Annotated in this window: 21 protein-coding genes; 10 read left to right on the forward strand and 11 right to left on the reverse strand. The window is 69.6% G+C overall.

Going from position 1 to position 22039, the window contains the following annotated elements; translation table 11 throughout:
- Positions 1-506 precede the first annotated feature (506 nt).
- Complete coding sequence (locus tag NAM01S_RS07090; protein WP_067781162.1) at positions 507-2051, reverse strand: acyl-CoA synthetase; 1545 nt, start codon at positions 2049-2051, stop codon at positions 507-509.
- A gap of 142 nt (positions 2052-2193) precedes the next feature.
- Between NAM01S_RS07090 and NAM01S_RS36410 the strand changes: the two genes are divergently transcribed.
- The 5 genes from NAM01S_RS36410 (at position 2194) to NAM01S_RS07115 (ending at position 7123) form a co-directional block, all read left to right on the forward strand.
- Positions 2194-3315, forward strand: coding sequence for a PucR family transcriptional regulator (locus NAM01S_RS36410; protein WP_067781165.1), 1122 nt, complete (start codon positions 2194-2196; stop codon positions 3313-3315).
- Positions 3316-3420: 105 nt separating this feature from the next.
- Positions 3421-4299 carry a bile acid:sodium symporter family protein gene (locus NAM01S_RS07100; protein ID WP_067781168.1) on the forward strand — a complete coding sequence of 293 codons (879 nt, stop codon included), beginning with the start codon at positions 3421-3423 and terminating at the stop codon, positions 4297-4299.
- Positions 4300-4437: 138 nt separating this feature from the next.
- The gene (locus NAM01S_RS07105) at positions 4438-5973 is read left to right on the forward strand and encodes a glycosyltransferase family 39 protein (protein ID WP_253798210.1); all 1536 of its coding nucleotides are present in this window, start codon (positions 4438-4440) and stop codon (positions 5971-5973) included.
- 22 nt (positions 5974-5995) lie between these two features.
- On the forward strand, positions 5996-6364 hold the full coding sequence (locus tag NAM01S_RS07110; protein ID WP_067781171.1) for an arsenate reductase family protein: 369 nt from the start codon (positions 5996-5998) through the stop codon (positions 6362-6364).
- A gap of 78 nt (positions 6365-6442) precedes the next feature.
- On the forward strand, positions 6443-7123 hold the full coding sequence (locus tag NAM01S_RS07115; RefSeq protein WP_067781173.1) for a TIGR00266 family protein: 681 nt from the start codon (positions 6443-6445) through the stop codon (positions 7121-7123).
- Positions 7124-7323: 200 nt separating this feature from the next.
- Here the strand turns inward: NAM01S_RS07115 and NAM01S_RS07120 are convergent, their stop codons facing one another.
- Positions 7324-7854 carry an NUDIX hydrolase gene (locus tag NAM01S_RS07120; protein ID WP_067781176.1) on the reverse strand — a complete coding sequence of 177 codons (531 nt, stop codon included), beginning with the start codon at positions 7852-7854 and terminating at the stop codon, positions 7324-7326.
- A 51-nt stretch (positions 7855-7905) separates the two neighbouring features.
- On the opposite strand from NAM01S_RS07120, the gene NAM01S_RS07125 reads away from it, so the two are divergent.
- Positions 7906-8286, forward strand: coding sequence for a nitroreductase family deazaflavin-dependent oxidoreductase (locus tag NAM01S_RS07125; protein WP_067781318.1), 381 nt, complete (start codon positions 7906-7908; stop codon positions 8284-8286).
- Positions 8287-8293: 7 nt separating this feature from the next.
- Here the strand turns inward: NAM01S_RS07125 and yidC are convergent, their stop codons facing one another.
- From yidC to NAM01S_RS07170, 9 genes are all read right to left on the reverse strand, one after another.
- Positions 8294-9238, reverse strand: a complete 945-nt coding sequence (yidC, locus tag NAM01S_RS07130; protein ID WP_067781179.1) for a membrane protein insertase YidC — start codon at positions 9236-9238, stop codon at positions 8294-8296.
- 101 nt (positions 9239-9339) lie between these two features.
- Entirely contained in the window at positions 9340-9636 is a 297-nt protein-coding gene (locus NAM01S_RS07135) for a DUF6412 domain-containing protein (RefSeq protein ID WP_067781181.1), read from the reverse strand.
- A gap of 28 nt (positions 9637-9664) precedes the next feature.
- Positions 9665-10441, reverse strand: a complete 777-nt coding sequence (locus NAM01S_RS07140) for a helix-turn-helix transcriptional regulator (protein ID WP_067781184.1) — start codon at positions 10439-10441, stop codon at positions 9665-9667.
- Positions 10442-10628: 187 nt separating this feature from the next.
- The gene (locus NAM01S_RS07145) at positions 10629-12686 is read right to left on the reverse strand and encodes a CocE/NonD family hydrolase (protein ID WP_067781187.1); all 2058 of its coding nucleotides are present in this window, start codon (positions 12684-12686) and stop codon (positions 10629-10631) included.
- Between the two features lie 158 nt (positions 12687-12844).
- Complete coding sequence (locus NAM01S_RS07150; protein WP_067781190.1) at positions 12845-14038, reverse strand: PucR family transcriptional regulator; 1194 nt, start codon at positions 14036-14038, stop codon at positions 12845-12847.
- Between the two features lie 40 nt (positions 14039-14078).
- Positions 14079-15893 (reverse strand): AMP-dependent synthetase/ligase, encoded by a 1815-nt coding sequence (locus NAM01S_RS07155; RefSeq protein WP_253783720.1) that lies wholly within the window; start codon positions 15891-15893, stop codon positions 14079-14081.
- A gap of 203 nt (positions 15894-16096) precedes the next feature.
- The gene (locus NAM01S_RS07160; protein WP_218018350.1) at positions 16097-16339 is read right to left on the reverse strand and encodes an NUDIX hydrolase; all 243 of its coding nucleotides are present in this window, start codon (positions 16337-16339) and stop codon (positions 16097-16099) included.
- Complete coding sequence (locus NAM01S_RS07165) at positions 16336-17049, reverse strand: hypothetical protein (protein WP_067781193.1); 714 nt, start codon at positions 17047-17049, stop codon at positions 16336-16338. Before NAM01S_RS07165 ends, NAM01S_RS07160 begins: the two co-directional genes overlap by 4 nt.
- A gap of 135 nt (positions 17050-17184) precedes the next feature.
- Positions 17185-18390, reverse strand: coding sequence for a DUF418 domain-containing protein (locus tag NAM01S_RS07170; protein ID WP_084482573.1), 1206 nt, complete (start codon positions 18388-18390; stop codon positions 17185-17187).
- A gap of 92 nt (positions 18391-18482) precedes the next feature.
- On the opposite strand from NAM01S_RS07170, the gene dop reads away from it, so the two are divergent.
- From dop to prcA, 4 genes are all read left to right on the forward strand, one after another.
- Positions 18483-19982, forward strand: coding sequence for a depupylase/deamidase Dop (dop, locus tag NAM01S_RS07175; protein WP_067781196.1), 1500 nt, complete (start codon positions 18483-18485; stop codon positions 19980-19982).
- Between the two features lie 175 nt (positions 19983-20157).
- Complete coding sequence (locus NAM01S_RS07180) at positions 20158-20352, forward strand: ubiquitin-like protein Pup (protein ID WP_067781199.1); 195 nt, start codon at positions 20158-20160, stop codon at positions 20350-20352.
- A gap of 14 nt (positions 20353-20366) precedes the next feature.
- The gene (gene prcB, locus NAM01S_RS07185) at positions 20367-21215 is read left to right on the forward strand and encodes a proteasome subunit beta (RefSeq protein WP_067781202.1); all 849 of its coding nucleotides are present in this window, start codon (positions 20367-20369) and stop codon (positions 21213-21215) included.
- Positions 21212-21982 (forward strand): proteasome subunit alpha, encoded by a 771-nt coding sequence (gene prcA, locus NAM01S_RS07190; protein ID WP_067781205.1) that lies wholly within the window; start codon positions 21212-21214, stop codon positions 21980-21982. The genes prcB and prcA overlap by 4 nt, the downstream gene beginning before the upstream one ends.
- Positions 21983-22039 lie beyond the last annotated feature (57 nt).

Here is a 22039-nt window from a genome sequence, read left to right on the forward strand (position 1 = left end):
TGCGATCGACACGGAGTCGAATACGGGTCAGTACCTGTAGGTGTGAGTTCGGTGTGGGCCGCGTCTCCGATGGGTGGCGCGGCCCTCGCCGTGTCTGGCCACCGGGCTCCGCATCCCACTCAGTGGAATGTGACGCAACCCACTGGACGCTTGTCTGGGAATCTAACGCCAGCTAGAGGCCCTGTTTCGGTATCCGCGCCGCACCTCGCCGGTACTTTGTGGACCGAAAACGCCTCCGGCAAGCATCTGAATCATTCATGCTTCAGATTAACGGAGCGCCGACCGTGCGCGCCGCATCGAGATGAGGAGCACCCCATGTCCGGATCTGCGTCGGATTTCCTGGCCGAAGTTCTGATCAAGACCATCCAGCAGCTGCTCGGTTCGGGCAGCGCGAGCTGAGCGAACCGCCGCGTCGAAGGGCCGAGCCGCCTTGGTGGCTCGGCCCTTCGACTGTGTGAGCGGGAATCGACCGCTGGTGGCGCGACGCCCCGATCTGAGCGAAGCGCTCAGTTGACCTGTCGCGCGTCGGCGTCCCAATACTTCTGCCGCAGATCGCGTTTGAGGATCTTCCCGGCGCCCGACACCGGCAGCGCGTCCACGATCTCGATACTGCGCGGCGCCTTGTACCCGGCGATCAGCTCCTTGGCGTGGCCGCGGATCTCCTCCGTAGTCACCTGCTGTCCCGGCTTGCAGACGATGACCGCGTGTACCCGCTCGCCCCATTCGGCGTCCGGCACGCCGATGACCGCCACCGCGGCGACCGCCGGGTGCGCGGCGACGGCGTTCTCCACCTCGGCGGAGTACACGTTCTCCCCGCCGGAGACGATCATGTCCTTGATCCGGTCCACGATGTAGACGTAGCCGTCCTCGTCCATGTAGCCGCCGTCGCCGGTGTGCATCCAGCCGTCCCGCACGGCCTCCGCGGTCTCGGCGGGCTTGTTCCAGTAGCCGAGCATCACGTGGCCGCCGCGCACCGTCACCTCGCCGACGGTGCCGCGCGGCACCTCCGCGCCGTCGGCATCCACGATCCGGATCTCGCTGTGCGGCGCGGCCCGTCCCGCCGAGCGCAACCGACCGGCCAGGTGATCCGCCGGACCGAGCAAGGTGGCGATCGGCGCGACTTCGGTCATGCCGTAGGCCTGGGCGAAACCGGCGTTGCCGAAGGCGGCCATCGCGCGCTCGAGCACCGCCTGCGAGATCGGCGACGCGCCGTACATGATGTGTTCGACGCTGGACAGGTCGAACTCGGCCGCGCGCGGATGGTCGACGAGCATCTGGATCATCACCGGCACCAGTACGGAAGAACTCACCTTGTGCTGCTGAATCGCGGTCAGGGTTGCCACCGGGTCGAACGCCGGGATCATCACGTGGGTGCCGCCCAGCATCAGCACGCCCTGCCACCCGGCCAGATCGGCGAGGTGGAACATCGGCGCCGCGTGCAGGAAGACCGCGCCGGGAGCCATCAGATACCCGGTGGCGACGCCGCCGAGCGCGGAGGTCAGCAGATTGGCGTGGCTGAGCACCACGCCCTTGGGGAATCCGGTGGTGCCGCCGGTGTAGAAGATGCCCGCGGGCGCGTCGCCGCCGCGGCGCGCGTCCGGGATCGGTGCGGCGTCCGCGAGGATCCGTTCGTAGTCGAGCGCGCCTTCGGGAGTCGGGCCGTCGCCACAGTGGATCACCGCGCGGAGTTCGGGATACTGCGCCCGCAGCGCCGGAACCATCGGGGCGAACGCGTCGTCGACGAAGAGCACCCGGCTATCGGAATCGGCGAGGGAGTAGGCGATTTCGGCGGGACTCCACCGGATGTTCACCGGGTTGAGGACGGCGTCCGCCCACGGCACCGCGAGCAGGTACTCGTGGTAGCGGTCGGAATTCAACGACAGCATCGCCACCCGGTCACCCGCGCCGACGCCCAGACCGCGCAGCGCGCCCGCCAGTCGGGCAACCCGGTCGAGCACCTCCCGGTTGGTTCGGGTGCGGGAACCGCAGATGGTCATCAGGCCGTCGGGATTGTGCTGGGCGGCGCGGTGCAGGCCCTGAGTCAGATACATCGTCGATTCCTCGTCGAACGGCGGTGGTCGGTCTCGACGAGTATTCGGCGGGGAGTGTGATCTGCGCCATGGAAAGCGTGTCGAACTATCGGTCGCCGGCTTGTTGCTTTCTCCAAACGCCCGCCCGTAGGCTCGCTCCACCATGAGCAGCCGCCCGACCTCCGCCGAACGCTTGGTGGTCGCGCGCGTGCGGCAGCGCGCGCCCGAACTCGTCGACCGCGTCGTCGCGCGAGCAAGGGCGGAGATGGCGGCCTACGCGTCGCTGCCCGCCGCGACCATCGCCGCGTCCACCTCCTCGGTCGTCGTCCGCCTGCTCGACGCGCTGCACGACGGCCATCCGCTCACCTCGGGGGATCTCGCCGCGGTGCGTGAGTTCGGCGAAACCCGTGCCCGCCAAGGTATTTCGCTGGCCGACATCCAGAACGGATGGCGCATCGCGGTCCGCGAGATCTTCGCCGAGCTGACCGATGCGGCCGCCGTGACCGGCGTCGCGGATCGCACGCTGCTGCGCTTGACCCCCGCGCTGCTCGACCTCGTCGACGCCGCCGTCGTCCCGTACAGCGGCGGGCACCGCGACGTGGAGATCGCCGCGGCACGGCACGACGAACAGTTCCGCGCCGAGTTCACCAGGGCCGCGCTCCTCGGCACCCTCGGTCCAGGGGACCTGCGAATCCGCGCGCAGCAACTCGGCGTCGATCCCGAAGCCGAGTACCGCGCGTACCGCGCCAGAGCGGAAACACCGCTCGATTCCGCCCCGTCGCTCCCCACGAGGGGGTTCGTGACCACGGTCGACGGCGACATCGCCGGGTTTGTGGAAAAGTCCAGAAGCCCGGTGGTGGGCGGCGTCGTCGGGCTCGGTCCGCCGACCCGGCTCGAGGACTTGGCGCGCTCGTTCCGTTTGGCCGGTCGAGTGCTGACGACGGCGCAAATGTTCGGCCGCACCGGAACCGTCGACCTGGACAGCGTCGGCGTGCTGCCCGCGATCGCCGCCGACACCGATCTCGGCGCGGAACTCGTCCGGCGCTACCTGGCGTCCCTCGGCGGCGGCGAATCCGCGCGCACGATCATCGACACCGTCGAGTCCTACCTCGACACCGGCCTGCGCGTCGAGGCCACCGCCGAGCGACTCGTGGTGCACCCCAACACCGTTCGCTATCGACTGAGCCGCTTCGAGGAACTCACCGGCGCGGACCTGCGCGCCGCGCACACGGCGCTGGAAGTCTGGTGGGCAGTCCAATTCCGCAAGACCCAACACCCGGGGTAGCGCCGCTCGTCACGCGGGTGAGACTTTCGCCGCGCGGGCTTTCCTCCCGTGCCTTTCCACCGATACGGTCGACTCCGGTGGATGACGGTTCGAGAGGAGATCCGCATGGGTTCAACGGCTTTCGCCGTTTTCCTGCCGCTGGCGCTGGCCTTGGTGATGTTCGGGCTCGGCCTGACCCTCACCGTCGACGATTTCGCCAGGGTGCTGCGCTATCCCGCCGCGGCGGCGATCGCGCTGGTCTGCCAGATGGTGCTGCTGCCCGCCGCGTGCTTCGGGCTCATCCTGCTGTTCGGCGTGGAAGGCGCGCTCGCGGTGGGGATGATGTTGCTCGCCGCCTCGCCAGGCGGACCGTCGGCGAACCTGTTCAGCCACATCGCCGGTGGGCACGTCGCGCTGAACATCGCGCTCACGGCGGTGAATTCGGTGCTGGCGGTGTTCACCATGCCGCTGGTCGTCGCGCTGTCCTACGCGGTGTTCCTGGACGGCGAGGGGTCGATCGGGTTGCGGCCGGACAAATTCGCGCAGGTCTTCGCGATCGTGCTGGTGCCGGTCGCGGTCGGGATGTGGGTGCACCGGCGATTCACCGACTGGGCACGGCGGATGCGCGGGGCGGTCAAGGTGCTGTCGATCGTGGTGCTCGCGCTGGTGGTCGCGGCCGCCGTGGCGAAGAACTTCGAGACGCTCACCGAGCATCTCGGCGAGCTGGCCGCGCTGTGCCTGGTGTTCGCGGTGCTCAGCCTGACGGTCGGGTACCTGGCGCCGCGGCTGTTCGGCGTGGAGGAGGACCAGGCCGTCGCCTCGGCGATGGAGATCGGCATCCACAACGGCGCGATCGCCATCGCCGTGGCGGTCTCCGTGTTGCACAACGACACGATGGCCGTGCCGGGCGCGGTGTACGGCGTGCTGATGAACATCCCGGCCGCCGCCGCGGCCTACCTCCTCGCGCGCCGCCGCAAGTCAGCGCAGGTGACAGCCGCGGTCTGAGCCCTGCTGTCCGGCTCATGCCGATTCGCCGTGGACTACGCCGAAATGTTGATCTCGACTCGCCCCGAGGGTGGATGGGCGAGCGGGTGTTTCCCGTTAGATTCGACCCGGTCGGAGTCCGAATCGTCGAGGAGCGGCGTGATCGAAACGGTGGAGCGTCAGCAGCGGAACCTCGCGGAGGCGGATCGTCCTCCGGTGGCGTCCACGGGCATCGCCGTCGTCGCGGGCATTTCCCTTGCGGTGTTGCTGTTCTCGGCGAGCCGCTACGACTACTTCGGCGACGAGTTGTACTTCCTCGCCGCGGGGCGCCACCCGTCCTTCGGCTACGCCGATCAGGGTCCGGTGCTTCCGATGCTGGCTCGGCTGATGGACACCCTCGCCCCCGGCTCGTTCTTCGCGCTCCGGCTGCCCTCGGTCGCGCTGACCACGCTGGCCGTGGTGCTCACCGCGCTGCTCGCCAGGGAATTCGGCGGCGAACGCCGCGCCCAGTTGCTCGCGGCCATCGCCTACGCGACCTCGCCGTTCCTGCTGTTGCAGGGCAAAATGCTCACCACCAACGCGATCGACACCGTGCTGTGGGTGATCGTCACCTGGCTCGTGGTGCGCTGGGTGCGCACCCGCCGCGACGCACTTCTGCTGTGCGCCGCGGTCGTGACGGCGGTGGACATGCAGGTGAAGTGGCTGATCCCGTTCTTCTGGATCGCGATCGCGGTGACGTCGCTGGCCCTCGGTCCGCGCGAGCTGGTGCGGCGACCGCTGCTGTGGCTCGGCGGTGCGATCGTCGTGCTGGCCACGGTGCCGACGCTGATCTGGCAGGCGGGCAACGGCTGGCCGCAGCTGCGCATGGGGGAGGTGATCAGCGGCGAGCAGGGCGTTCTCGGCGGGCGACTGATGTTCGTGCCGCTCGCGCTGCTCACCGCGGGTCTGCTCGGCGCGGTCGTGCTGGTGTACGGCGTGTGGGCGCTGCTGCGCAATCCCGCGCTGCGCCCGTATCGCTTCCTCGGCGCGACGCTGCTTGTGCTGGTCGCGATCTTCCTGGTGATGGGCGGGCGCATCTACTACATGGCGGGCATGTACGCGGTGGTGCTCGCCGCGGGCGCGGTCGGGTTGGTCGACCTGACCGCCGGACTGCGCCCGTCGCCGCGCAGGCTGGCCGCCGCGGGCGGGGTGGCGGTGGTGCTGTGTTCCACGGCTCTCGTCCTGTGGTCGACGCCGTGGCAGCACCCCGACCACATCGCGCCACCCGCCGACGACGCCGAGGCCGCGATCAACATCGGCGTCTACGGCGAATTCGGCTGGCCCGAGCTGACCGCCGCCGTCACCGAGGCCTACGCCGCGCTCGCCCCGGCCGAACGCGCGACCACCGTCGTGCTCACCGACACCTACTGGCAGGCCAGCGCACTCGATCAGTTCGCGCGCGACGAACTGCCGCCGATCTACAGCCCGAGCCGCGGCTACGGCTACTTCGGCAGGCCGGACGAGCGGACGGGCACCGTGCTCGCGGTCGGCGTGCCCGAGAGCTTCCTGCGCTGGAACTTCGACAGCGTGGAACCAGTCGGCAAGGTGGACAGCAGGCTCGGCTTTCCCGGCAACACCCAGGACGTCACCGTGTGGGCGTGCACCGGGTCGCGCCATCCGTGGGCCGAGACCTGGCCGGACTTGATGCACCTGTAGCGCGGCGTGGTTATCTGAAGGCATGACATCAGGGCAAACCGAGATCTGGCACAACCCGCGGTGCTCGAAGAGCCGCACCGCGACGGCGCACCTCGACGAGACGGGCGTTGCCTACTCCGTGCGCCGCTACCTGGACGACCCGCCGACCGCGGACGAGTTGCGCGAGGTGTTGCGACGGCTCGACGCGCAACCGTGGGACATCACCCGCACCGGCGAGCAGATCGCCAAGGACCTCGGCATGGCCGGCTGGGGCCGCACGCCCGCCGACCGCGACCGGTGGATCGAGGCGCTGGCCGCCAACCCGCAGCTGATCCAGCGTCCCATCGTGCTGACGGCGAACGGCGGCGCGGTGGTCGCCCGCACCGAGGACGCCCTGCGCACCCTCGGCTGAACCGGCGCGCGAAAACCGGACTCCCCGGGCGGTATTCGTCGATCCCTACCGCCGCGCGCAGGCGGTAGGGTCGGCACTATGAAGGTTCAACTGCGCCACAACCCCGCCTCCACCGTCGCGCGGTGCTTCCTCGCGGGTGGCGAGCCGATGCGGGTCGAGAGCGGCGCCATGGTCGCCCATTCGGCGGGAATCACGTTGCAGGCCAAGGCCGAGGGCGGCATCTTGGCCGGTCTCAAGCGCTCGGTACTCGCCGGGGAGTCGTTCTTCGTCTCCACCTTCACCGCCCCGCAGCAGGGCGGCTGGGTCGACGTCGCGCCCGCGCTGCCCGGCGACATGCTGAACCTGCAGATCACCCCGGACCGGCCGTTCTTCATCAGCCGCGGCGGCTGGATCGCCAACTCGCACGGCGTGCAGGTGGAGAGCAAGTGGGGCGGCTTCGCGAACCTGTTCGGCGGCGAGGGCGGTTTCGGTCTGCGCGCGCACGGCGACGGCGAGATCGTGGTCGGCGTCTTCGGCGCGATCGACGTGATCGACCTGCAGCCCGGCGAACCGATCACCATCGACACCGGGCACGTGGTCGCCTACGACCTGGCCATGAACTTCACCATCCGCCGCGCCGTCTCCGGCCGCTCCATCCAGTCGCTGAAGTCGGGCGAGGGATTCGTCTTCGACTTCGTCGGACCGGGGCGGGTGCTGCTGCAGACGCGTAACCCCGGCGCGTTCCTGTCCTGGGCCAGCACCGGCGCCTCGTCGAGCTGACCGAGGCGAGTGTCGCACGGCGAGGTTTTCCCTCCGAGCCCGTCACGTCGGGGTAACCTCCCGGACACCCGGGTCCGTGATGCTGGCCCCTTCATTCGATGAACAACACGAAGGATGCCTTTCATGGAGCTGCTCGAAGTCGTCGCCAACATCTTCCAGACCTTCTTGGCCCTGGGCAGCGGCAGCGCGGCGTAAACGAATCAGGCCAGGAGATCGCCGACAAGCACCCGGGTGTCCGGCACGAACGGCCAGTCCGGGTCGGCGAGGTGGGCGCGCAATTCCGCGTCGGTCCACCACCAGCCCTCGGCGATCTCCTCGGGCTGATGACGGATGGGTCCGTCGTAACGCAGCTCGTAGGCGAACAGATGGCAGCGCATCGGCCTGCCCTCCCATTCCCCGTCCCACGACGCGCTCGCCATCGGCAGCGGCGGCGTCGCGTCCGGGCCGAGCACGATGCCGAGCTCTTCGGCGAGTTCCCGGATCGCGGTCCGCGCCGGATCCTCACCCGGCGCGACGACACCGCCCGCGAGGCAGTCGTGCATTCCGGCGAACACCATCTTCGTGTCGGTGCGGCGGTGCACGTAGACCCGCTCGCCGTCCATCGACCGCACCAACACCCCCGAACTGGCGTGCCACAGCCCCTCGCGATAGACCTCGGCCCGATCGGCCGCGCCGACCTCTCGCCCCTGCCGGTCGTAGACCGCGATCACCTCGTTCGGCTGCGCTGACACCGCTCGAGGGTAGCCTGAGTGGTGCACGCGACCTGGAGAGAGGACCGTCCGATGGTGCTTCCGCGCGCAGTGGCGAGATTCAACCGGCACGTGACCAATCCGATGGCCGGACTGATCGCGGGCACGGTGCCGCCGTTCGGCGTCGTCGTGCACAAGGGGCGAAAATCCGGGCGCGCCTATCGAACTCCGGTGTGGGTGTTCGAGGACGACGGCGTCTACCGCATCGCGCTGACCTACGGTCGCGACGCGGAGTGGGTGAAGAACGTCGTCGCCGCGGGCGGTTTCCAGCTCGAGGCGCGGGGCCGCACCCTCGAACTCACGGATCCGGTGGTGCTGGAGGACCGGTCCGCGGGCTGGGCGCCGATCGGTATCCGGCAGGTGCTCCGGAGCATCGCCGCCAAGTACTACCTGCAGGCCGGTCCTGTCGGCTGATCGTGGGTCAGCGGCGGCCGCGGCGTGATTTCAATGCCCCGCCGGGCTGCGGTTTCGCCGTCTGCACCGGCTTCGCGCCTGGCTTCGGTTTCGCGCCCGGCCGTGGGGCGTTCTTCGTCTCGGACGTAGCCGAGGCCATTGCGGCGGACGGGCTTTCGGCGTCGATCCACCGGTAGGTGAAGTACTGCTGGGCCAGCGTCCACGCGTTGTTCGACACCCAGTACAACAGGATCACGACAGGAAGCACCGCGCCGCCGATCAGCACGCCCAGGGGAAATACCCACAGCGTCAACGTGTTCAGCATCGGGATCTGCGCCGCGGCCGGGTCCTGGCGGGCGATCGAGGCCCGCGCCGTGAAATGCGTCGCGAGGGCCGCCAGCACCATCAGGGTGCCGGCGACCGCGCCGATCGAAACGCTCGGTTGCCCGGCCAGGATGGCCGACAGCGGTGCCCCGAAGAGCTTGGCCTGCAGGAACGACTGCACGTCGGCGGCGTCGAAGACGTAGTTCGGTGTCTGCGCGTTCTGTTCGGGCGTCATCGGCGTCGGCGTCGCCTGGAAGGGCAGATGGCCCAGCGTGCCGGTGCGGTCGAACGACCGCAGCACGTGGAACAGCGCGAGGAACACCAGCCCCTGGCCGAGCATCGGAAGGCAGCCCGCCAGCACACTCACACCGTGTTGCCGTTGCAGTTTCTGGATTTCGGCGACCTGTCGTGGCCGGTCGTCGGGATAGCGCTTGCGCAGCGCCTCGATCTCGGGTTGCAGGCGCTTTACGACGGCCTGAGTTCGGACCTGTTTCAGGAAGAGGGGATACATGGCCGCGCGGAGGGTGGCGACGAGGAACACCACGGCCAGCACCCAGGCCAGACCGCTGCCGGGCCCGAGCAGTGCGGCGAACGCGGTGTGCCAGAGCCAGAGCACGGCGGAGACAGGGTAGTAGACGACATCGAGCATGGGGGAACACCTGATTCGGTGAGACGTGCGCGCACGCACGGAAACGGGAGGTGGTCACGGCGAAGGGCCGACCACACCCGCGCCGTGGCGCGGGCCGTCGATCAGCCCGTGACCGGTCCCGGAGCTCGCGGCCGCGGACGGCCCGCCGTGTCGGGATTGCTCTGGCGCAGATACGAACCGCGCCTGCGGCGCTGCGCGGACGGCGGCGGTCCGCAGCGCGGGACGACGACCGGCGCGACCGCCGCGCCGCGGAGTGCCACCATCGCGAACACCGCGGCGGCGAGCACGCCGAGCGCGGCCAGCGAGGCGTGCTCGGGCAGGGGCGTGGCCAGCAGCGCGAACGCGGACGCCAGGCAGGTGAATACCGCGAACGCCGTCAGCTGAACCCGCGAGAACATGGGATCGAGCGTACCTGGCGCCGTCGGGTCAGGCTCCGTCGCCGAGATCCCACTGTTCGGCGCGGTGCAGGGCGGCGGGCGTCAGTCCGAAGGTGCGACGACAGGTGCGAGTGAGCTGGGTGCTGTCGTCGAAACCGGCGGCGTGCGCGGCGGCGGCGAGGTCGTCGCCGGAACGGAACCGGCCGATCGCCACCCGCAGCCGCAACCACAGCATGTAGGGACGCAACGGCATTCCGACCTGCTCGGCGAACAGGTGCGAGAGCCGGGCGGGGGAGAGCCCGACCCGCTTCGCCACGTCGGAACCGCGGATCGAATGATCCGGGACCAGGCTCGGCAGCAGCCGCAGTGCCTCGGTCACCGCTCCGTGCCGCTGCGCACCGTTGGCAGCCGTTGGGGCGCCGCGCAATTCGCGCACGATGGCGGCGACCTGCTCGGCGATCGGCGCACCGGCGAGCGTCGCGGGCAGCGCCTGCTGATCGTCGGCCCAGCCGCCCGCGTGCGCGCGACGATCGGCGGCGGCGCCCGCCGCGGTCTCTGGATCGAGGTAGAGCGCGGCGCCTTCGGCGACGGTCTCGATCCGGTGCGGCGCGTCGGCGGGCACGATGATCGTGGTGCCGCGGTGGCGCACCCCGCCCGCGTCCATCACCGTGATCGGCGTGCGGGCGGCGAGCACTTGGACGGTGTGGTGGGCGTGCAGCGCGGTCGGGCGGATCGCGCCGCCGAAGGCGAGAATCCCGGGCCGCAGCAAAGCCGTTGCCCGCCGGTCGGATTCGTCGGGCGTTTCGGTGACCAGAGCCTTCTCCATCGGACGCTCCCGGCAGGTGACGCATGGATCCGGGTTTCGGATCCATCGCCGAGACTATCCGGGTCGCACGGCGGCGGTGAGCGTTTCGGTCAGGTGATCCAGGAATTCACCCACGATCGGTCGCGGGGTCACAGCTCGAACGCCGCGCCGGTTCGCCAGGAACCCGGCGCGGCGTTCGCGGGTCGATCTAGTCGAACGCGCCGGCGGGCGCCAGCGGGACGACCAGGCTGGACGGCCCGTTCGCGTCCCGGTGGATGCGCTGCGACGAGCCGATCAGCCGGGGTAGATCGGTGGGCACCGGGATCGTGGAGGGGAAGGTGCCGCTGGTGATCCGCACGCGCAGCGCGTGTCCCGGCTCGAGCCGATGGAACGCCGGGCGCAGTTTGATCTCCATCCGGGTCACCTCGCCGGGGACGAGCAGTCGCTCGGCCTCCTTGCGCACCACGTGCTCGGGCCCGTAGACGGCGCCGTCCGCCGCCCGCCAGGTCTTCGCCTCGTCGAGGACGCGCATGCTGGCCAGCTGCGAGCCGCCGGTGATGTTCACCGAGGTGCCGTCCGGCGCCACATCGTCGAGCCACACCTGGAAGGCCGCGTCGGTACTGGTCGACGAGGCGAACAGGGTGAGACTGCTCGGGCCCGCCAGCACCGTCGGTTCGGTCACCGGATCCATCGCGTACACGCGCCCCGCGGTCGGGCCCTGCACCCATTCGGTACACGGGTTGTAGGCGTTGAAGATCCGGAAGACGAAGTCGAGCAGCCCGCCGGAGTACTGGCCCAGGGTCTGCCGGTTGCAGATGTTGTCCAAGCCGGTGTAGTCGAGCTGGTCGGCGGCGTCCGCGATCGTGGGCTGCTCGGCCACGAGTCGGTCGCCGTCGAAGTAGCGGCGCTGAATCTCGGCATGCTCGAACGGGTATCGCGAGGTCGCGACGGCATTGTTGTTCGCGTCGATGACGTGCAGCGTGCGCTCGGTCTCGTCGACGCCGTTGTCGATGCCCTTGAGGAAGCGGTCGAACCAGGCCAGCGTGATCATGTCGGTGTCCAGCCGCGAGCCGGGCCCGAAGCCGAGGCCGACGTGGTACCAGGGGCCCATCAGCAGCTGGAACCGCCCGTCGGTCGGCTGTCCCGGCGCCATCGGCGCGAACTGGTCGCGCCCGGCCGCCAGGTTCTGCAACTGGGAGTAGTTGCGCCACGGCCCTTCCTGGTACAGATCCCACAGGCCGCCGACCTGGTACATGGCGATGTCGTTGTCCACCAACGCTTTCAGTTCGGTCTCGAACCGGCGCTCCTGCCACCACGCGCCGTCGTAGGCCAGCGGGCCGCCCGCGTACGCCTCCACCAACTTGACGAGGGTGCTGTCGGTCGACACCAGTGCCGCGAGGTGATCGCCGAGCGCCCGCACGAAGGTCTGCGGTGTCACCACCGCGGTCATGAACGGGCCGATGAGACTCAGGTACGGCACCATCACCGAGATGACGGTGAGCAGCAGCGGGCTCATCAACCCGTCGTGGCCGAGCACCTCGTTGAAGATGTTGTTGGGCATGGCCATCGGCACGATCGCCTTCAACGGCGAACCGGGACCGACGGATTCGGCGGTCCGCATGGCCGACAGCGCAGGGAACGAGTACCCGTACATGCCGACCTTGCCGCTGGAACCCGGCAGCCGGGCCGCCCAGTCCACCACCTGCGCGCCGTCCATGCCGTCCTGTTTGGACGCCGGATTCCAGGCGCCGGTGGACCCGCCGGTGCCGCGCACGTCGGCGATCACCTCGATGTAGCCGCGCCGCACCAGCATGTCCTGGGCGCTGGTGGCCTGGTTGATGATGCGGCGCGCGTCGCGCAAATGGTCGGGCAGCGGAATGCGCAGCTGATCGATGACGCCGGTGACCGCGGCGGTCAGCGCACTGGACAGCGCGCCGTAGGTCGTGAAGTTGACGACGACGGGGAACTCGCCCTCGGCCCGTCGCCCGGTCGCCGGGTCGGTCGGATACCGCACCTCGGCCTGCAACTGCGTGCCGTCCGAGAGCGGAATGATCTGTCCCAGTTGATATTCGATGCCGTACCGTTCCGGCGTCGGCGTATAGCCCGCGGGCAGGCCGAAATCGGCGGGCGCGGACGGTACCGGGCCTGCGGCGGGGACGGCGCTCGCACCGGGCGCGAGCTGAACGGTCGGCCCGAGGGCGGTGATCGCCGCGAGGGCGACCGTGGCGGCACGGCGGCGGAACCGCGCCCGGCTCGAAATCGTCAAGTACCTGAACTCTCTGCTCGCGGTGCCGAGTCCGGCGGCACCCGGGGACCTCGCTGTCCGATACAGCAGACCGCACGGTCCCGGTGCCGCACCACCGGCAGTTCCCAAGACCGCGAGCCGGCGATTTGTGCGCCCGACCAAAGCGGTGGAACCGGGTCCTAGGGCGCGAACGAGGCGGCTTCGAGCCGTCTGGCCAGCCGCGCCGCGGACAGCGTCATGGCGTCGGCGGGGCGGTGCGGATCCAGCCCGGTGAGTTCGTGCACGCGCGAGAGGCGATAGGTCACCGTGTTGCGGTGCACCATCAGCTGCCGCGCCGTGGCGAGCTGATTGAAGCCGGTGTCGACGAACGTCTCCAGTGTCTCGGCCAGCATCGGCTGGGCGTCCAGCGGTGCGAGCAGGGCGGCAAGTCCCGGCCGGGCCGCGTCGCTCACCGCCACGGTGTATTCGAAGTGCAGATCCGTTCGGCGACAGACGATCTCGCGCCGCGCGAGGCATCGTCCGAGCTCGGCGAGCACGCGCGCCTCGGCGGCGAGCGCGGGGACTTCGGCCCTGGTCGAGGCCGCTCCCACGCCCACCCAGTACGGGGGAACCCGGCCGGGCGCGTACGCGGGAAGGCGCGCGGTCAATCCGGCCAGCGCGGCCGAACCGTCGTCGCCGGAGGCCAAGGGGACCAGCGCGGTCCAGCCGCCGGTGTCCAAACGCAGGAAGACGCCGGGGATGGCCTCGACCCGATGCCGCAGGGCCGCCGCGGGACCACCGCCGCTGCCGCACAGCCGGAACACCGCGACCAGGAAGGCGTCGGCCACCGGGATGACCGGGTCGTCGGCCCACTCCACCGGATCGCGCCCGGCCAGCAGCGCCTCGGCGATACCGCGGCGGCGCTCCAGCAACTCCCAGCGCGGATCGTGGGCGCGCTGGATGGCCGCCGTCGCGATACGCGAGCTGACCAGCGTGATGTATTTCAGCAGCGCGGGGGAGGCGTCCAGCAACAGGGCATCGTCGGCGCCCGCCGAATCGCGCAGCCGGTCCCAGAGGAAGGCCGCGCCCAGCCGATACCGCTCCAGCACCTCGGCCAGCGGCGTGCCGTCGCGCAGCCGGTCCATCGCCAGGTCCACCAGCTCCCTGGTGTCGGCCTCGGACGGCTCGACGCCGCGGCGCAGGTACTGGAAGAACAGATCGACGTTGAGCTTCGCGCCGCGGGCGAAATCGGTTTCGACCAGCGAGAAGGGCAGCTGCGCGTAGGGCGGCAGCGTGCCGTAGAACCCCTCGAGCAGCGCGGCCGCGCTGCGGTGCAGGCCGTCGATCCGCGCGGATCGCTGGCCGTCACCGGGAGTTTCGCCCTGATCGGTCATCGGCGCCTCCGTGTGCCTCAGTGCCGTCCTCCGCCCCGGCTCACGCCGAGTACAGGGCCTCGATGGTATCGGTGTAGCGGGTCGCGATCGGCGCGCGTCGAAGTTTGCCGGTGGCCGTCAGGCAGTCGCCGCCCGGCTCCCACACCTCGCCGAGCACCCGATACTTCTTGATCTGCTCGACGCGGGAGAGTTTGCCGTTCGCCGCCCTCACCCCGCGCTCGATCTCGGCGAGTACCTCGCGGCTTGCGGCGAGGTCGGTGATCGAGGTCGCCGCGAGACCGTTCCGCTTGCCGAAAGCGGCGGCCAGATCGGGGTCGAGACAGATCAGCGCGGTGTTGTACGGGCGCTGTTCGCCGATCACCACGACCGTGCCCGCCAGCGGGCAGTTCTCGGTGATCGTGTTCTCGATGTTGGCCGGGGACATGTTCTTGCCCGCGGCGTTGATGATGAGCTCCTTCTTACGGTCCACGATCGACAGGTAGCCGTCGGCGTCGAAGGAGCCGATGTCGCCGGTGTGCAGCCAGCCGTCGGCGTCGACCGTCTCGGCGGTCTTGACCGGGTCGTCGCGGTACCCGCGCATCACCATCTTTCCCCGGATCAGCACCTCGCCGTCCGCCGCGAGGCGGACCTCGGCGCCGGGCAGCGGCGTGCCGACCGTGCCGATCTTGATCCGCGCCGGCCCGTTCAGCGTCGCGCCCGCGGTGCACTCGGTCATGCCGTACCCCTCGCACAACGGGAGGCCGAGGCCGAGGAAGAACTCGTGCACGTCCGGCGGGATGGCGACCGATCCCGTCACCGCGACGCGCACTCGGTCCAGGCCGAGCTTGGCGCGCAGCGGACGGAGGATCAAGCGCTCGGCGACGGCGTGCTGGACGCGGCCGGTGACTCCGAGTGCGCGTCCGTCCGACGCGGCGCGCGCACGATCGCGGCCGACGCCGACCGCCCATCGGGCAAGCGCGCGGCGCGGTGGCGGCTCGGCGGCGAACCGTTCCTCCAGCGCCCCTTTGACTTTCACCCACACGCGCGGAACGCCGAGGAATACCGTCGGGTGTACCTCGGTCATCGCCGCGGCCACCTGTTTGACGTCCGGGACGGTGGTGATCTGCCCGCCTTCGAGCATGGTCAGGTAGTGCGCGAACCAGCGGTTGGCCGCGTGCGCGTCGGGCAGGTACGAGATGACCCGGTCGTCCGGACCTCCGCCGCCGAATTGGTCGATGACGCGCGCGTTCTCCAGGAAATTGGTGTGCGTGAGCTCGACGCCCTTCGGCGGGCCGGTGGTTCCTGAGGTGTAGACGATGGTGAGCAGGTCGTCGGGACGCACCGCGCGCCATGTCGCCTCGAAATCGAAACCCTCCGGCGCCGAGGCGGATTCGATCGCGGTGAGCGCCACGGTGCCCGCGGGTGCGTCGTCCACCACGATCACGTGCTCGACGCGATGTCCCCGCTCGGACGCCGCCGCGACCGCTTCCAGAATCCTTGGCGCGAATTGGCTTTCGCAGACGACGGCCCGATTCCTCGCGTTGCCGAACTGGTAGGCCAGCAGCTCGACCGGATTGGTGTTGTAGACCGAGAAGGGCGTGGCGCCCGCGTGCAGCACGGCGGTGTCGCACAGGTGGAACTCCGGCCGGTTGGTCAGCATCAGCGCGACGGTGTCGCCGGGGCGCACACCGAGCGCGGCAAGGCCCGTCGCGATGGCGCGGACCCGCGCGCCGTACTCGCGCCAGGTGATCGTCTGCCCGCCGCCGAGGGTGCGCAGCGCGACCGCGTCGGCGTGGCGGGCCGCGTTCGCCTGGAACGCCGCGCACAGGGTGTCCGGGCGCACCCGGTCGACCGCCGGAGTCGTGGAGGAAACCAAGACCGAAACCTTCTGCTGGAGCATGGTCGAGGCGACTCCGCGTCACCGGCGGTGGCGTCGACCTCGTCGTCCGTTCAAGCTCAGCGCATCACGCGGACCCGTCGCCAGGGGCAAAGGACAAGACTGTGCCGTCCCGATTTGTGCACCGGACCAAACTCTAGCGCGCGGTGGGCCGGTGCACTTCCCTTGCCAGCGTGAGCAGTTCAGGCAGATAGGCGCCGTAGACGCTCGTCCACCGATTCGCCCGCCTCCCTTGTCCCGCCGGGCAGCAGCCAGAAGTCGCGGTCGTCGCGACACAGCACGATCCGCTCGCCGACGAAACACACCACGTGCACGTTGGTCACCAGCTCGTCGGCAGGCAGCTCGGTGGAGAAGCGGACGTCCAGGCCGCCCCACTCCCAGCGGGCGGGGGTGTGCAGCAGCGGATAGCGCTCGGCGAAACTCACTCGCCCAACGGTAGTTCAGGAAGTCGGAACAGCAGCACCTCCGGATCGAGGCCCTCGGCCTCCACCCGAAAAGCGTTGCGGAACAAGTCCTGATCGCGATCGTTGCGTCGGATCACGGTGCCGATCTCGGGATTGACCCGGCAGGCGGCGGCGCACCGCAACCAGTCGCGCGCGAAGGCCGCGTCCTGGAAGGCGGGGAAGCTGAACTTCGGACCCATGGCCCAGCACATGCTGAGCGCGCCGAGTTGCGCGTCGGCGGGCCAGGAGTCGAAGGCGGCGAACGGCATCACCACCGCGCCGGAGCCGTGCCGCACCATCCGGCCGCGCAGCAGCGTCTCCAGCTCGTCCAGCCTGGCGAAGACGAGGCGGTCGATGTGCTCGTCGGTCAGCCGCAGCTCGGTGACGTCGGCGAAACGGCGGTAGCCGCCCGCGACGAGATCCATCCGGCTCTTCACCGCGTCCCAGGCCGCGTTGATCTCCGCGTCGGTGGCGGGCGAGCCGTCGGGGTAACGCCACGGCAGCCTGCGGGCGGCGATGAGCGAGGCGGCCCGTTCGGCCGGAGTGGGAGCGGCGCGCACCCGTGCGGTGACGTCGAGCTTGTTGCCGACACCGGTGCTCACGAAGCCTTCGGAATCCAGGTACATCCAGGGCACCCGGCCCTCCAACGGTTCGTTGAACGGCAGCCAGACACGGCGCACCGCGGCCTTCATGGACGATTCCCCTCGTCGATAGTGCGGAAAGGTGTCGTTTCAGCATGGGACGAGAAGCGGCGGCGAACACGAGTAGCTTACTACTCGTGTTCGCCGCCGCGGTTCTGTGCGATGGCGCCGAACTGGCCGCGCCGGTCAGCGCTCGCGGGCCAGCACCCGGTAGGACGCGTGCCACGCCCATTCGACCGGCCCGCGCTCGAAGCGCCGCAGCCACAGGTGCGCGGCCGTCACGATGATCACCGAGACAACCAGGTAGATCGCGATGGTGAACGGGACGCGCGCGTCGGGGGAGACCCGCGCGGCCAGGCCGAGACCCCAGCCGTAGCACAGCGCAGAGGCCACCAGGTTCTGCAGGATGTAGCAGGACAGCGCGGTCCGGCCGACCTCGGTGAGTCGTCGGCCCGCGAAACCGAGCCGCGGACGGCGCAGGTAGAACTCGGCGACAAGCGCGAGGATGCCGAAGGCGACGAACGGCGCGCTGCCGTAGCGGGTCAGCAACACCAGATCACCGCCGACGAACACGCCGACGAGAAAGTCGATCGGCGCGGCGATCGCGCCGATCACCATGAGCCGCTTGCGGATTCGCGCGCCCTCCGGACCGAACAGGCCCGCGCGGTAGAGCCGGGCGCCCGCGAGGAACAGCGCGACCGACATGGCGAAGACGAAGACGGCCTCGAGGCGGAACGCGAGCGCGTTGTCCAAGCGGAACACGACCAGGTCCCAGAACGAGCCGTCCGCATAGGGATTCGGGTCCAGCGGCGCACGCGGCGCCGAATCCTGCTGCGGCGCGAAGGCCATCGCGAGTGCGATGAGCGTCAGCATCGCCAGGTGGACGGACGCCGCGATCGTCAGCCAGCGGCGTTGCGCGCGCTCGCCGGTGGCGAGCACGAAGGCGACGACCAACCCGGTCACCGCGTAGCCCATCAGCACGTCGAACTCGGCGACCAACACGAAGTTGAGCAGGCCGTCCAGGAACAGCAGCCCGGCCCGCCACGGATAATTGCCCGGCCACGCGCGGCCGCGCCGCACGGCGGAGGCCTGCTGGATGGCGAGGCCGATGCCGAACATGATGGTCAGCAGGCCGAGGAACTTGCCCTGCGCCAGCTGTTGCAGTACCCGCTCGGTCCACATCCAGCCGCCGTCGGTCGCCGCGCCCAATTCGTCGATGTAGCCGATCAGGCCCTCGGGGTTGGTCAGGATCCAGATATTGGTGCCGAGCGTGCCGAGGATCGCGATGCCGCGCAGCACGTCGAGCGCGACGACCCGCGCGGGCCGTTCCGGCCGCTCGGTACGGGCCCGTTCGGCGGCTTGCGCCCCGGTTTCGGCGATGGATTCGGTCATGCGTCGACTATCCGGCCCCGGAGCGGGGAGCGTGATCCTCCGGAAGTACCACCCTCGGTATGACATTGGCCGGTGTCGCCTAGGCTCGAGGTATGCAGCGCATCATCGGTATCGAGGTCGAATACGGCATTTCCACCCCCACCGAGCCGTCGGCCAACCCGATCCTCACCTCTACCCAGGCGGTCCTCGCCTACGCGGCGGCCGAAGGCGTGCCGCGGGCCAAGCGGACGCGCTGGGACTACGAGGTGGAGTCGCCGCTGCGCGACGCGCGCGGTTTCGACCTGAGCCGGATGAACGGACCGGCGCCGGTGATCGACGCCGACGAGGTCGGCGCGGCGAACATGATCCTCACCAACGGCGCGCGCCTCTACGTCGACCACGCGCACCCGGAGTACTCCGCGCCCGAGGTCACCGACCCGATGGACGCGGTGATCTGGGACAAGGCGGGCGAGCGGGTGATGGAGGCCGCCGCACGGCACGCCTCCAGCGTGCCCGGCGCACCGCGGCTGCAGCTGTACAAGAACAACGTCGACGGCAAGGGCGCCTCGTACGGCACCCACGAGAACTACCTGATGAACCGGGACACCCCGTTCAACCAGATCATCGTCGGGCTGACGCCCTTCTTCGTCTCCCGCCAGGTGATCTGCGGTTCCGGCCGGGTCGGCATCGGCCAGTCCGGCGACCACGCCGGGTTCCAGCTGTCCCAGCGCTCGGACTACATCGAGGTCGAGGTCGGCCTGGAGACCACCCTCAAGCGCGGCATCATCAACACCCGCGACGAGCCGCACGCCGACGCCGACAAGTACCGCAGGCTGCACGTCATCATCGGCGACGCGAACCTGGCCGAGATGTCGACCTACCTCAAGGTCGGCACCACCGCGCTGGTGCTCGACCTGATCGAGGCGGGCGAGGACCTGTCCGACCTGCAACTGGCCCGCCCGGTCACCGCCGTGCACCAGATCAGCCACGACCCGAGCCTGCGCGCCACCGTCGCGCTCGCCGACGGCCGCGAGCTGACCGGCCTGGCGCTGCAGCGGCTCTACCACGAGCGGGTCGCCAAGTTCATGGACCGCGAGGGCAACGAGGACGCCCGCGTGCAGGACATCCTGGACAACTGGGCGATGGTCCTGGACCTGCTCGAGCGCGACCCGATGGAATGCGCGAACCTGCTCGACTGGCCCGCCAAGCTGCGGCTGCTCGAGGGCATGCGCCAGCGGGAGGGCCTGAGCTGGGCCGCGCCGAAGCTGCACCTGATGGACCTGCAGTACTCCGACGTGCGCCTGGACAAGGGCCTGTACAACCGCCTTGTGGCGCGCGGCTCGATGAAGCGGCTGGTCTCCGAGCAGCAGGTGCTCGACGCGATGACCAAGCCGCCCACCGATACCCGCGCCTACTTCCGCGGCGAATGCCTGCGCCGGTTCGGTGCTGATATCGCCGCCGCGAGCTGGGACTCGGTGATCTTCGATCTGGGCGGCGATTCGCTGGTGCGCATCCCGACCCTCGAACCGCGCCGCGGCACCAAATCGCATGTCGGCAAGCTGCTCGACGGCGTGGACACCGCCGCCGAGCTGGTCCAGCAACTCACCACCTGACGGCGCCCGCCAGGTCGCGAATCGGGCGCTGTCCGCGCGGCGAATTGGGCACAGATCCGACATCGTGTCGGTTCGGCTGGGTAGTGTTGTTGTACGAGCACGCACATTGCTCATGATCGGAACCGTGCTCATACTTTGGGTCCGTTCATGATGAGGACAGAGGAGGTCGGCTGCCATGGCACAAGAGCAGACCAAGCGCACCGGGGGCGGCGACGAGGACGAGGGTCCCGACGGCGTCGACGCCGCCGGTCAGGAGCGCCGCGAGAAGCTGGCGGAGGATACCGACGACCTGCTCGACGAGATCGATGACGTGCTCGAGGAGAACGCGGAAGACTTCGTCCGCGCCTATGTGCAGAAGGGCGGCCAGTGACAGCAGGTGACCCCATGCGTCTCCACCCGGGGTACGCCCTCTCCTCGTTCACCGAACATCTGCGCGCACACGCACCGGAGCTGTTGCCGGGCAACAGATTCGCCGCGATCGATGGCGCCACCGGACACTCCGGTGGCGCCGTCGCGAAGGACGTCGCCCCGCACGGCACCACCATCGTCGCGGTGACCTACCGCGGTGGCGTGCTGATCGCGGGCGACCGGCGCGCCACCCAGGGAAACCTGGTGGCGAGCAGGGACATGGAGAAGGTGTACATCACCGACACCTTCTCGGCGGCGGGCATCGCGGGCACCGCGGGCATGGCCGTCGAGATGGTCCGCCTTTTCGCGGTGGAGCTGGAGTACTACGAGAAGATCGAAGGCGTTCCGCTCACCTTCGACGGCAAGGCCAACAAACTGTCGAAGATGGTGCGCGACAACCTCCCCGCCGCGCTGCAGGGTCTGGCGGTGGTGCCGGTGCTGGTCGGGTACGACCAGCAGGCCACCGATCAGGACCGGGTCGGCCGCATCGTGTCCTACGACGTGGTCGGCGGGCGCAGCGAGGAGCGATTCGGTTACACCGCAGTCGGTTCCGGTTCGATGTTCGCCAAGACGTCGCTGAAGAAGCTGTACGCCAAGGGAATCGACGCGAACCGGGCGTTGCGCATCGCGGTCGAGGCGCTGTTCGACGCCTCCGACGACGACACCGCGACCGGTGGACCGGATCTGGCGCGCGGCATCTACCCGACGATCATCACCATCGATGAGGACGGTGCCGTCGAGGTGCCCGAGGAGCGTGTCGAGGAGATCGCCCGCGGCATCGTCGCCGACCGCGCGGCGGCACAGGAAGGGAGCGCCAACGCATGACACTGCCGTACTACGCGTCGGCCGAGCAGATCATGCGCGACAAGACCGAGCTCGCGCGCAAAGGCATCGCTCGTGGTCGCAGTGTCATCGTTCTGGCGTACGACAAGGGTGTGCTGTTCGTGGCGGAGAATCCCTCCGCGACGCTGCACAAGGTGAGTGAGCTGTACGACCGCGTCGGGTTCGCGGCCGTCGGCAAGTACAACGAGTTCGAGAACCTGCGCCGCGGCGGCATCCTGCAGGCCGACCTGCGTGGCTACCAGTTCGACCGGCGGGACGTGACGGGCAGGGCGCTGGCCAACGCATACGCCCAAGCGCTCGGCACGATCTTCACCGATCAGCTCAAGCCGTACGAGGTGGAGCTCTGCGTGGCCGAGGTCGGGTATCCGGAGCAGGCGCCGCAGTCGGTGCTGTACCGGATCACCTTCGACGGCTCGATCGTGGACGAGCGCGAGTTCGTGGTGATGGGCGGCACGACCGAGCCCATCGTCTCCGCGCTGAAGGGGTCCTACAAGCCGGGTCTCGACCTGGCCGCCGCGATCGACGTCGCGGTCAAGGCGCTGCAGGCCGGGATTCCGGAGGGCGCCGACAAGGAGAAGCGAGCGCTCGGTGTGAACTCGCTCGAGGTGGCCACGCTGGAACAGTCGCGGCCGCGCCGGGCGTTCCGCAGGATCTCCGACACCGCGTTGGAGAAGCTGCTTCAGCCCGCGGGCGCGGCGAAGACCACCACCGTGGTGGAGCTTCCCGAGGAATCCTCGGACTCGGAGTAGTCGAAGACGAAGGCCCGCGCGGGACCGCCTCGATGGCGATCCCGCGCGGGCCTTTCG

The organism is Nocardia amikacinitolerans NBRC 108937 (genome assembly GCF_001612615.1).
Classification (GTDB): Bacteria; Actinomycetota; Actinomycetes; order Mycobacteriales; family Mycobacteriaceae; genus Nocardia; species Nocardia amikacinitolerans.

What these genes read in the sequence shown, in the direction of transcription:
- NAM01S_RS07140 (WP_067781184.1), bottom strand. Translation starts at nt 10,441, where the DNA reads ATGGAGAAGGCTCTGGTCACCGAAACGCCCGACGAATCCGACCGGCGG.
- NAM01S_RS07165 (WP_067781193.1), bottom strand. Translation starts at nt 17,049, where the DNA reads ATGAAGGCCGCGGTGCGCCGTGTCTGGCTGCCGTTCAACGAACCGTTG.
- NAM01S_RS36410 (WP_067781165.1), top strand. Translation starts at nt 2,194, where the DNA reads ATGAGCAGCCGCCCGACCTCCGCCGAACGCTTGGTGGTCGCGCGCGTG.
- NAM01S_RS07135 (WP_067781181.1), bottom strand. Translation starts at nt 9,636, where the DNA reads ATGTTCTCGCGGGTTCAGCTGACGGCGTTCGCGGTATTCACCTGCCTG.
- NAM01S_RS07180 (WP_067781199.1), top strand. Translation starts at nt 20,158, where the DNA reads ATGGCACAAGAGCAGACCAAGCGCACCGGGGGCGGCGACGAGGACGAG.
- NAM01S_RS07100 (WP_067781168.1), top strand. Translation starts at nt 3,421, where the DNA reads ATGGGTTCAACGGCTTTCGCCGTTTTCCTGCCGCTGGCGCTGGCCTTG.
- NAM01S_RS07150 (WP_067781190.1), bottom strand. Translation starts at nt 14,038, where the DNA reads ATGACCGATCAGGGCGAAACTCCCGGTGACGGCCAGCGATCCGCGCGG.
- prcA (WP_067781205.1), top strand. Translation starts at nt 21,212, where the DNA reads ATGACACTGCCGTACTACGCGTCGGCCGAGCAGATCATGCGCGACAAG.
- dop (WP_067781196.1), top strand. Translation starts at nt 18,483, where the DNA reads ATGCAGCGCATCATCGGTATCGAGGTCGAATACGGCATTTCCACCCCC.
- NAM01S_RS07125 (WP_067781318.1), top strand. Translation starts at nt 7,906, where the DNA reads ATGGTGCTTCCGCGCGCAGTGGCGAGATTCAACCGGCACGTGACCAAT.
- yidC (WP_067781179.1), bottom strand. Translation starts at nt 9,238, where the DNA reads ATGCTCGATGTCGTCTACTACCCTGTCTCCGCCGTGCTCTGGCTCTGG.
- NAM01S_RS07170 (WP_084482573.1), bottom strand. Translation starts at nt 18,390, where the DNA reads ATGACCGAATCCATCGCCGAAACCGGGGCGCAAGCCGCCGAACGGGCC.
- prcB (WP_067781202.1), top strand. Translation starts at nt 20,367, where the DNA reads ATGCGTCTCCACCCGGGGTACGCCCTCTCCTCGTTCACCGAACATCTG.
- NAM01S_RS07090 (WP_067781162.1), bottom strand. Translation starts at nt 2,051, where the DNA reads ATGTATCTGACTCAGGGCCTGCACCGCGCCGCCCAGCACAATCCCGAC.
- NAM01S_RS07115 (WP_067781173.1), top strand. Translation starts at nt 6,443, where the DNA reads ATGAAGGTTCAACTGCGCCACAACCCCGCCTCCACCGTCGCGCGGTGC.
- NAM01S_RS07110 (WP_067781171.1), top strand. Translation starts at nt 5,996, where the DNA reads ATGACATCAGGGCAAACCGAGATCTGGCACAACCCGCGGTGCTCGAAG.